The 10,782-nt window shown below is 70.1% G+C and carries 7 protein-coding genes; 5 read left to right on the plus strand and 2 right to left on the minus strand.

The window, feature by feature from the left end; all coding sequences use genetic code 11:
* Position 1 precedes the first annotated feature (1 nt).
* From IPV10_RS14375 to ccsB, 3 genes are read left to right on the plus strand one after another with little or no spacing between them, the layout of a single operon-like run.
* Positions 2–763 (plus strand): cytochrome c biogenesis CcdA family protein, encoded by a 762-nt coding sequence (locus tag IPV10_RS14375; RefSeq protein ID WP_207484935.1) that lies wholly within the window; start codon positions 2–4, stop codon positions 761–763.
* Complete coding sequence (locus IPV10_RS14380; RefSeq protein ID WP_207484936.1) at positions 744–2,600, plus strand: cytochrome c biogenesis protein ResB; 1,857 nt, start codon at positions 744–746, stop codon at positions 2,598–2,600. Before IPV10_RS14375 ends, IPV10_RS14380 begins: the two co-directional genes overlap by 20 nt.
* A gap of 4 nt (positions 2,601–2,604) precedes the next feature.
* The gene (ccsB, locus tag IPV10_RS14385; protein WP_207484937.1) at positions 2,605–3,582 is read left to right on the plus strand and encodes a c-type cytochrome biogenesis protein CcsB; all 978 of its coding nucleotides are present in this window, start codon (positions 2,605–2,607) and stop codon (positions 3,580–3,582) included.
* Between the two features lie 159 nt (positions 3,583–3,741).
* On the opposite strand, the gene IPV10_RS14390 is transcribed toward ccsB, so the two are convergent.
* On the minus strand, positions 3,742–5,718 hold the full coding sequence (locus tag IPV10_RS14390) for a YhgE/Pip domain-containing protein (protein ID WP_207484939.1): 1,977 nt from the start codon (positions 5,716–5,718) through the stop codon (positions 3,742–3,744).
* Positions 5,715–8,507 (minus strand): efflux RND transporter permease subunit, encoded by a 2,793-nt coding sequence (locus IPV10_RS14395; protein ID WP_207484940.1) that lies wholly within the window; start codon positions 8,505–8,507, stop codon positions 5,715–5,717. The genes IPV10_RS14390 and IPV10_RS14395 overlap by 4 nt, the downstream gene beginning before the upstream one ends.
* A 137-nt stretch (positions 8,508–8,644) precedes the next feature.
* On the opposite strand from IPV10_RS14395, the gene IPV10_RS14400 reads away from it, so the two are divergent.
* Both IPV10_RS14400 and IPV10_RS14405 read left to right on the plus strand, forming a co-directional pair.
* The gene (locus tag IPV10_RS14400; RefSeq protein WP_207484942.1) at positions 8,645–9,268 is read left to right on the plus strand and encodes a TetR/AcrR family transcriptional regulator; all 624 of its coding nucleotides are present in this window, start codon (positions 8,645–8,647) and stop codon (positions 9,266–9,268) included.
* 198 nt (positions 9,269–9,466) lie between these two features.
* Positions 9,467–10,782, plus strand: a 1,316-nt coding sequence (locus tag IPV10_RS14405) for an HNH endonuclease signature motif containing protein (protein WP_207484943.1), incomplete at its 3' end; no start/stop codon positions are given.

The raw sequence follows: 10,782 nt of genomic DNA on the forward strand, positions 1-10,782 counted from the left end.
CGTGAACACAGACGCCATCATCGGCTCAGGCGCACTCTGGCTCGCGATCCCGGTCGCGATGCTCGCCGGTCTCGTCTCGTTCCTCTCGCCGTGCGTGCTCCCGCTGGTCCCCGGCTATCTCGGATTCCTCGGGGGAGCGGTCGCCCCGCGTCCCAGGGACGGCGTGACGGATGCCACGGTCCCCGGGCGCCGCCGGCTCGTGATCGGCGTGCTGCTGTTCATCCTCGGCTTCAGCCTCGTCTTCGTGCTCATCACCGCGCTCGGCGGAACCGCCGGAGCCTTCTTCATCCGCTGGGGCGACCTCGTGACGCGCATCCTCGGCGTCGTCATCATCCTGATGGGGCTCGTCTTCCTGGGGCTGTTCAGCTTCGCGCAGCGCGAGTTCCGCTTCCACGTCGACTCCAAGGCCGGCATCATCGGGGCGCCGCTGCTCGGCGTCGCGCTCGGCATCGGCTGGGCGCCGTGCATGGGCCCGACGCTCGCCGCGATCATCGCGCTCTCGTTCAACGCCGGCGACCCGGTGCGCGCGGGGTTCCTCGGACTCGCGTACTCGCTCGGCCTCGGCATCCCGTTCCTGCTGGTGGCCCTCGGGTTCGGGTGGGCGACGAGGACGATCGGGTTCCTCCGCCGCCACATCCGCATCGTGAACATCATCGGCGGAGTGCTGCTGATCGCCCTCGGCATCCTGATGGTGACCGGGCTCTGGACCGACATCATGTCCCGGCTGACGGCGGTGATCAGCAGTGTCATCCTCCCGCTCTGAGATCCCCGAGCCCCGGGTCGACGAGAACAAGAACGAGAACGAGGATGCCGTGAGCACCGACTCCAGCGACCCCCTCCGTCCGTCCGACCACATCGACGGCGACGACTCGATCACCCAGCCGCGGCTCGGCCTCGTCGGCTGGCTGCGATGGGGCTGGCGTCAGCTCACCTCGATGCGCACCGCGCTGATCCTGCTGCTCGTGCTCGCGATCGCCGCGATCCCCGGCTCGATCTTCCCGCAGCGGATGGCCGACCCGAACGGCGTCACCCAGTGGGAGCGCGACAACCCCGACCTCTTCCCGGTGCTCGACTCGCTGAAGCTGTTCGACGTGTACATGTCGCCGTGGTTCTCGGCGATCTACCTGCTGCTGTTCACGTCGCTCGTCGGCTGCGTGATCCCGCGCATCAGGCACCACGCGAAGGCGCTGCAGGCCCGCCCGCCGCGCACCCCTGCCCGACTCAAGCGGCTCGCGGACTTCCGTGCGGTCGAGCGCGCTTCGACGGGCTCAGCCACCCAAGGGACGGATGCCGAGGCGGAAGCGGCGGCGTCCATCGACATCGCGCAGAAGCAGCTGAAGGCGCTGGGGTACCGGGTCGAGCGCTACGACAGCGCGCGCACATTCTCGGTCTCGGCCGAGCGCGGATACTGGCGCGAGACCGGCAACCTGCTCTTCCACATCGCCCTCGTCGGCGTGCTCATCACGGTCGGCGTGGGCGGCGGCTTCGCGTACACCGGGCAGCGGGTGCTCGTCGAGGGGGAGACGTTCGCGAACACCCTGCTCGACTACGACTCGATGAACCGCGGGCGCTTCGTCGGCGACGGGGCCCTCACGCCGTACTCTATGCGGCTCGACACCTTCGACGTCACCTACCAGCCCTTCGGTGAGCCCGGCTCGGGTCAGGCCGGCGACTTCTCCGCCAACGTGACAGTTGGGGAGGACGGCGAGGAGCGCGGCGGCGCGGTGAAGGTGAACCATCCGCTGGACGTGGCCGGCGACAAGATCTACCTGCTCGGCAACGGCTACGCGCCGACCATCACGGTCCGCAACGCCGGCGGCGAAGTCGTGTTCACGAACAGCGTGCCGTTCCTGCCGCAGGACAACAACCTCACCTCGCTCGGCGTGATCAAGGTGACGGATGGGATGCCGGAGCAGCTGGGTCTGCTCGGCTTCTTCTACCCGACGACGGGCGTGCTCGAGTCGGGAGCCTTCTTCTCCGCGTACGGCGACCTGACCAATCCGACGCTGACGCTCGACGTGTACTCGGGCGACCTCGGCATCAACGAGGGCACTCCGCGGTCGGTGTACGTGCTCGACACGACCGGCATGGAGAAGCTGACCGGCCGCACCACCGACGTCGAGTCGATCGAGCTGACGCCAGGAGAGACCGCCGACCTCCCGAACGGGTTCGGCACAGTGACGTTCGAGGACGAGTCGCCGGCGGGGGCGACCGACGCCTCGGAGTCGGTCAAGCGGTTCGCGTCGCTGCAGATCCACCACGACGCCTCATCGGTGTGGGTGCTGGTGTTCGCGCTGCTGGCGCTCGGCGGGCTCATGCTGGCGCTGTTCGTCCCGCGCCGCCGGGTCTGGGTGAAGGCCACGCCGAACGGCGACTCGGTGGCTCTCGAGTACGCGGCTCTCGCCCGTGGGGAAGACCCGACGCTCGCCGCGGCCGTCGACGACCTCGTCGCAGGGCACGCCCGCCTGCTCGACACCGCGGGCGTCACGGCTGCGCCCGATCCCGACGCCGACGCCTCGGTCCCCGATCCCGCCGACTCGGTCCCTGAGCCTGTCGAAGGGCCCGAGCCCTCGGCATCCGACATCCCGAAAGTAGACTGACCCCATGTTCGAGCTCGATGTGATCTCGCCCGTGCTGCTGTGGACCGCCATCGCGATCTACGCCGCGTCCTTCCTGGCCTTCGCCTTCGACCTCGCGCGCCGCTCGCAGGTGTCGGCGGATGCGCAGAGCGTCCGCGAGGCCGAGCTCGTCGGCGTGGGCGCGCGCGGCTCGTCCGGCGCGTCGGCCGCGGCCCTCGGCGGGGACGCCCCGGCCCCGCGCTTCATGATGGCGCGGATCGGCACGTCGCTGATGGTGCTCGCCTGGCTCTTCCACCTCACGGCCACAGTGACGCGCGGCATCCATGCCGGGCGCGTGCCGTGGGCGAACCTCTACGAGTTCGCGATGATCGGAACGCTGCTGATCGTCGCGGTGTACCTCGTCGTGCTCACGCGCATCGACCTGCGCTACCTCGGCACGTTCATCACCGGGCTCGTCGTGGTGCTCCTCGGGCTCGCCGCCACGAACTTCTACGTCGACGTCACGCCGTTGATGGATCCGCTCAAGAGCATCTGGCTGATCATCCACGTGTTCGTCGCGTCGCTGAGCACGGCGTTCTTCGCGCTCGCCTTCGCGCTGTCGCTGCTCCAGCTCATGCAGTCGCGCCGCGAGCAGCGCCTGGCCGAGGGTGCGGCGAAGACCGGACCCGGCTTCCTCAAGACGCTCCCGGCATCCGACCGCCTGGAGAGCATGGCGTACCGCTTCGCGATCGTCGGCTTCATCCTGTGGACGTTCACGCTCATCGCCGGCTCCATCTGGGCGCAGGACGCCTGGGGCCGCTACTGGGGCTTCGACGTCAAGGAGACCTGGACCTTCGTGATCTGGGTCATCTACGCCGGCTACATCCACGCCCGCGCGACCCGCGGCTGGCGCGGCAACCCGTCGGCATGGCTGTCGATCGTCGGCTTCACCGCCGTGATCTTCAACTTCACGATCGTGAACGTGTTCTTCAAGGGCCTGCACGCGTACTCCGGCCTGAGCTGAACTGAGCTCAGCTGAGCTCAGCTGAGCTGAGGCAGCGTCTCGGACCCCGGGGCGCGGTGCCTCCCACCCGCGAAGGCGGGCGGGAGACTCAGCATGACCCGCGAGCGGATGCTCAGGGCGACCCGCGAGCGATGCTCTACGCGACCTCCGAGCGGATGCTCAGGCGGCGGCGAGCACCGTCTTCGCGCTGGTCGTGCGGCGAAGCGCCACGATCAGCGTCGTCACGACGAGTGACAGCACGCCCCACACGACCAGCGCGGCGGCTGCCCCGCCGTTCGCGGCGATCAGCCCGGCGAACGCGGGAGCCGTCGGCAGCGCTGCGGCGAGCCCTGCGAGCCACCCCGGCACGGTCGAGATCAGCCCCGTCGCGACGGCCAGCACGCCGACGAGCACGCTGACCCAGCGGCCGATGCCGCCGAACACGGCCACCAGCGCCTGGTTCACCGCCGCGAAGGCGACACCGGCGAGCACCGCGGTTCCGGCGAACGCCCACCACGTCGCCGCGTCATAGCTCGCGACGATCTGCACGATCAACGCGACCAGCACGCCCTGCCCGGCGCCGATGAGCGCTGCCGGGGCGAACGCTCGCAGTGCCAGGCCCGCGGAGGATCGGCGCGAGGTCAGCGTGCGCTCCGTGTGCGCGCGCATCACGACGAACGAGGCGAGTCCGCCGAACCACAGCACGACAGCCGCGAGCAGAGGGATCGCGGTCGGGCCGAAGATCGTGTCCATCGACGAATCCGACGTCACCGGATCGGCGATCACGGAGGCGAGGGACGTCGATTCCTGTTCGCTGAAGGAGGGGAGCGAGTCGGATGCCGTGCGCAGGCCTCCGGCGAGGTCGCCGGTCCCGGTCGCGAGGGCGTCGAGTCCGGTGGCCAGCTCGGAGGCGCCGGTCGCGAGATCGGTCGCACCGCCGGAGAGCTGATCCGCACCTCCGCCGAGCTGTCGTGCGCCAGCAGCGGACTGGCCGATGCCCTCGGAGGCGAGCTGGTTCAGGCCCGCAGCGAGCGTCGAGGCGCCGGATCCGGCCTCGCGCATCTGCCCGGCGAGCGTCGCCGATGCCTCGGCGTCGAAGCGGGTGAGCCCGGCCGAGGTGCCGGCCGCGGCGTCCGAGGCCTGGGCTGCCGGAGTGACGAGTCCGGTGGCGGTCTGCGAGGCCGTGAGCAGCTTCTCGCAGAACTCCGGGGTCGCCGCGGCCTGGCAGTCGGCCACGAGCGAGGTCAGCTGCCCGGAGAGGCCCGAGACGCCGGATGACACGACGCCGGTGAGCTGTGCTGCTCCGCCGGCGCCCTGGAAGAGCAGGTCCGGCACGAGGCCGTTCGCCGCGAGGGCTGCTGCGCCGTCCGTCAGGCCCGATCCGATCTGCGCGGCCCCACCCGCAGCCTCGCGTGTCTTTCCTGCGATCGTGTCGAGACCGGAGGCCAGCGAGGACGCGCCGGTGCCGAGTTCTGCGGCGCCGGAGGCCAGCTGGGTCGCGCCGTCGGGGATCGCAGCGGCGCCGGTGGCGGCATCCCGCGCGCCGGTGGCGAGCTCGAGGGCTCCGTCCGCCGCGTCGCCGATCTGGTCGCCGATCGTGGTGAAGCCGACGAGCACGTTGTCCATCGTCGCCTCGCTGAGCATCGTGCCCATGGTCGACGCCGCCGCCGACGCGATCTGGCCGGTGATGAGATCGTCGGCGACCAGTCCGTCCTCCGGAGTGGCGACCTGGATCGTGGCCTGCTCGGCCTTCTCCGACGCGGCGCCGCCGCCGTCGGCGATCGCCTGGCCGGCGGAGGTCGCCGCGGCGGAGAAGTCCTCAGGAATCGTGATCACGGCCTGGTACGAGCCGTCCGCAAGTCCCTCTTTCGCATCATCCTCGTTCGAGATCACCCAGGTGAGGTTCGAGTCGAGCTCGTCCGAACCCTCGACGAGGCCTGCGGCGAGCTGGCGGCCCAGAGGCGTGAGCTGCCCGTCGATGGTCACCGGCTCGTCGAGGTTGACGATCGCGGCGGTCATCGAGTCGAGCCGCTCGGTCGGGTTCTGGAGCGCGGCGACGAGGATGCCGCCGATCGCGGCGGGGAGCAGCAGGATGCCGAGGATCGTCAGCCAGGTGATCGGCTTGCGGGAGCGCGCGCGCTCGAGAGGGAGGGTCATGCGGTCACCTCGGTCGTCGTGGTGGATTCGGTGTCTGCGTCAGCTGCGCTGCCGGGGTGGGGGGGGGGGATCACGTCGACGGGGCCGCGGCGGGCCGACGACAGGAGCGCGAGCGCCGGCGCCGTGGAGACGGCGGTGAGCAGCACAGCGGTGCCGGCATCCGCATCGCGCAGGCGCGCGGCGAGCTGATCGTGCGCCGCGGCGGAGAGCCGGTCGGCGCCGTCGATCACGACGACCGAGGGGCGCCCGCGCAGGGCTTCGGTGAGCTCGGATGCCGGGGCGCCGGCATCCGTCACGATCACCGCACCGACGTGCGCCCGCACCCAGGCGGCGCGGGCCGGGAGCAGGTGTCCTGCGACGCGGAGGCGTCCGTCGTCCGGTGTCAGGCGTCCCGCGACCGCGAGGGCGATCGCCCGGAGCGCGCCGGGAGCAGCGCCGGTGATGACCGCGGATCCGCCGGGGGCGAGCCGCACGTGCAGGCCGTCGACTCCGGCATCCGCGATCACGAGGTCGTCGGCTGCGACCACCGACTCGTCGCCCGGCCACCCTGCCAGATGGCGCTCGCGCTCCACCGCCTCGCCCTCGATGTCGACGCTCGGCAGGATCCGCTCGAGCCAGGCCGGGATCTGCCACGCGCGCTCGCCGAGGATCGCCATGAGTGCGGGGATCAGCGTCATGCGCACCAGGAACGCGTCGATCGCGATGCCGGCGGCGAGGCCGAGCGCGATCGGCTTGAGCGAGGAGTCGCCCTCGGGGACGAACGCCACGAACACGGCGAACATGATGAGGCCGGCGGCGGTGACGACCTTGGCCGAGCCGGTGAAGCCGCTGCGCACCGCGCGAAGGGCGGCCGCGCGCCTGGCGTCGCGATCATCAGCGCTGGGTCCCTGAGCCTGTCGAAGGGCGGGATCGTGCACGAAGTCCTCCCGCATGCGCGAGACGAGGAACACCTGGTAGTCCATCGCGAGCCCGAACAGCACGCCCATCAGGATGATCGGCATGAAGCTGATGATCGGACCGACCTTCGCGACGTGGAGAGCGTCGGCGAACCAGCCCCATTCGAAAACCGCACCGACGATGCCGAACGCGGCGACGATCGAGAGCAGGTAGCCGAGGGCGGCGGTGAGCGGCACCCAGAGGGAGCGGAACACGATGGTCAGCAGGATCAGCGAGAGGCCGATCACGAAGACGCCGAACGGCAGCAGGGCATTGCCGAGCTGGTCGGAGATGTCGATCGCGACGGCGGTGAAGCCGGTGACCTTGAGGTCGATGCCGAACTCGTCGAGCCACTCGTCGTGATGCGAGCGCAGCTCGCGGACGAGGTCGGCGGTGGCCGGGTCGTCGGGAGCGGTCTCCGGGATGATCTGCACGATGCCGGTGTCGGCCGTCTCGTTCGGGGTCGCCAGCGCGACCTCCTTCACGCCGTCGATCTTCGCGACGGCGTCGCCGAGGTCCTCCATCAGGCCGAGCGGGTCGGTCGAGGTGACGATCGTGCCGGTGAGGATGAGCGGGCCGTTGAACCCGGGACCGAACTCCTCGGCGACCAGGTCGTAGCTTTCGCGTGCCTGCGAGTCCTTGGGCAGCACGCCGGCGTTCGGGAGGGCGAGGTTCAGGCTGAGTGCCGGGACGGCGACGATTCCGAGGCCGATCACGACGGCGAGCGACACGAGGACGGGACGCTTCGCGACACCCGTGACCCAGCGGTCGCTGAACGCACGGCGCACCTTGGGCGCCTTGTTCTGCTTCGCCTTCGGCATCCGCTTGGGACGTCCGACGACCTTGCCCTTCATGAAGCCGAGCAGTGCGGGCGTGAGGGTGACGGCGATCGCCACGGCGATGGCCACGGCGACGGATGCCGCCACTCCCATCGTCGTGAGGAACGGGATGCCGGCGAAGCCGAGGCCGATCAAGGCGATCAGCACGGTGATGCCGGCGAAGACGACGGCGGATCCGGCGGTGCCGACCGCGCGGGCGGCGGACTCCTCCGGCTCGACCCCGTCTCGGACCTGGTCCTGATGCCTCGCCATGATGAACAGCGCGTAGTCGATGCCGACCGCGAGCCCGAGCATCAGCGCCAGCAGCGGAGTCGTCGACGAGACGGTCGCGAAGGCGGTCGCCATGAAGATCCCGGCGATCGAGATGCCCACACCGAGGATGGCGGTCAGCAGCGGCAGGCCCGCGACGACGAAGGAGCGGAACGTGACGATCAGGACGAGCAGCGCGATCAGCAGGCCCACCGCCTCGGTGAGCGTCACGCCCGGGATCGACATCGCGAAGAGGTCGCCGCCGAGCGACGCCTGCGAGCCGTCGGGGAGGGTGCCCGCGAGGTCGTCGACCACGCTGTTCAGCGCATCCTTCGTCTCGGTGGAGACGTCGGACGCCTGTCCGTCGAACTGCAGGCGCACGATCGCGGCGGTGCCGTCGTCGTTGACCATGCCCTTGACCATCTCGTCATACGGAGAGGTGACGGCCAGCACGCCGTCGAGGTCGGCGAGGCCGTCCACCGCATCCTCGATGTGCTCCCGGTAATCGTCATCCGTGACGCTGTCGCCGTCGGCTGCCACCACGATGAACTGGGCGTTCGTGCCGCTCGCCTGCGGGAAGGAGCGTGACAGCTGCTCGAGCCCGGCCTGCGACTCGGTGCCGGGGATAGAGAACGTGTTGTCGGTGCCGGCGCCGAGCAGCACCGCACCGGAGCCCGCGATGCCGAGCACCAGCAGCCAGGAGACGAGGACCCGCCAGGGGTGACGGTACGACCAGCGCCCGAGCGAGGACAGGAGAGTGGACACGCGGCTCCTTCGAGGGCAGTCGGATACACAGATGTATCCGATACATAGATGTATCGTAGGCTGATCCAGCCGCGAGAGCCTGTGTGCGCGGTGTGAGTCCTCCGGCAGGCTCAGGAACCGAGTGGAATGATGGATCGATGACGACGCCCGGAACCCGCAGCCGCGAGAACACGCGCGCCCGGCTGCTCGACGCCGCAGCCCAGGTGTTCGCCGAGGTCGGCCTCGACGGCGCAACTGTGGAGGCCGTATGCGAGCGCGCCGGCTTCACGCGCGGTGCGTTCTACTCGAACTTCGAATCGAAGGACGAGCTGTTCCTCATGCTCGCCGGCAGCGTCGCCGAGCAGCGCGTCAGCGCCGTGCGCGCGCGGGTCGAGGAGATGGCGGCATCCGGTGCGCTCGCCGAAGGCTGCGATCCGGTGATCCTCGTGCGCGACGTCATGGACGCGGGCGGCGACGACCGTCTCGGCGTGATGCTGATGAGCGAGATCCGCATCCGCGCCCTCCGAGACAGCGAGTTCGGCGCCGCCTATCTGCAGCAGGAGCGGGAGATGGTCGCCAGCATCGCTCAGATCATCACAGACATCGTCTCTGCCGGTCATCTGGAACTCCGGCTGCCGGCGGAGTCCGCAGCGCGAATGCTCATCATCATGTGGGAGGGCATGACGGTGCGCGGTGCGATGTCGGGTCAGGATCCCGCGCAGCTTCGTCATGCCGGCAGCGAGGAACTCGGCCGGCTGGTGCAGCTGCTGCTGGCGGAGTAGGTCTCCTTCGGTGGCTCTCGCCGGTCGTTGCGCAAGCGGGAGCACCTTCGGTCGCTGAGCGAGCGGGGCGAGACGAAACGCATCCGCTAGGAGCGCATCACGCACTCCGAAAGCACCCGTGAAAATTGTTCAGAAAGTTTCGCTGACCTGGCCGATTCCGGGGTCGGAATGTCGGTGGCCCTCACCAGAATGGAGGATATGAACAGCACCGCGGCAGTCCTCGATGGGGTCGTCTCCGACCTCGCCGGGATGCTTCGTGCGGATGCGGTCGGCACCCTGTCGGATGCCGAGAAGCTGACCGTCCTACTCGGTGCGGGGAAGGCGCTGCGGCTGCTGGAGGCGGTGGTCGTGGAGACCGTCGCGAGCGCGGATGTGGACTTCGCGAACGGGTTCGGATGCCGGAACCTGAACGAGCTCCTGCAACGGGCTCTCCTCACGGACTCGCCGGGTGCGGCCAAGGTGGTGAAGGCCGCGGATGCGGTGCACCGGGAGGTCAGCGTCACTTCCGGCGAGCGACTCCCGGCCCGGTATCCGGCGCTGCGGGAGGCGCTGCTGGACGGCGCGGTCGGGGTCGCGGGGCTGCTCGCCGCGACCGGCCCGCTGGAGCGGGCGGGGAACCGGATCGGCAACGCCGACCGGTTGGCCGCGGATGAGATGCTCGCCGGGTTCGCCCGCGGGCAGCATCTGCCGGCAGCCGACTCCGATAACCACGACAGCGACGGGACCGACGGCGACGACCTTGACGCGGCGGGAGCCGAGACGGCCGGTCCGCCGGCGACGCCGGATGATCTGCGCCTGTTCGCGTCCGAGGTCGCGGCGGTGCTGGACCCGGACGGGGCGGAGCCGAACGACCGCAACGCGCAGAACGGCCGGTACCTGTCGATCGGGCGGCCTCGGAACGGCCTGCACCCGATCCGCGGCAACCTCCTCCCCGACACCGCCGCACAGCTCCAGCTCATCATCGACGCGCAGAACAACCCCAAAGTCGGAGGACCACCCCACCCCGGCGTCGCCTTCCACGAAGAACCAGACGACGAAGAAGGCGAAGGCGAAGGGGACGGCGACGGCGAGGACCGGTTCAACACCGACCACCGGAACGTGATCGACCCCCGCACCCCCGGGCAGAAACGCCACGACGCCCTGGCTGCGGCGCTCGGGATCGCGGCGAGGCATCAGGACATGCCCTCCCTCGCCGGCGCCGCCCCCACCCTCGTCGTGCACGTCGACGCGAAGGACTTCGCCGCCGGGACCGGGTGGGCGAGCGTCGGAGGCGACGCCACTCCCATCCCCGTGTCCGTCGCCGCGCACACCGCCTGCACGGGCACGATCCAGCGGGTCCTGTTCGATGAAGGCCGGATCGTGGGGATCACCACCACCGACCGGGTGTTCACCATCCACCAGCGCCGGGCGATCATCGCCCGCGACAAGGAATGCCTGATCCCCGGCTGCCACGTCCCCGCCGAATGGTGCGAGATCCACCACGTGATCGAACACGCCCGCGGCGGCCCCACCTG

It is taken from the genome of Microbacterium sp. SD291 (assembly GCF_017355365.1).
Classification (GTDB): domain Bacteria; phylum Actinomycetota; class Actinomycetes; order Actinomycetales; family Microbacteriaceae; genus Microbacterium.

Coding starts and splice junctions, on each gene's coding strand:
- ccsB (WP_207484937.1), top strand. CDS start 2,605: ATGTTCGAGCTCGATGTGATCTCGCCCGTGCTGCTGTGGACCGCCATC.
- IPV10_RS14390 (WP_207484939.1), bottom strand. CDS start 5,718: ATGACCCTCCCTCTCGAGCGCGCGCGCTCCCGCAAGCCGATCACCTGG.
- IPV10_RS14400 (WP_207484942.1), top strand. CDS start 8,645: ATGACGACGCCCGGAACCCGCAGCCGCGAGAACACGCGCGCCCGGCTG.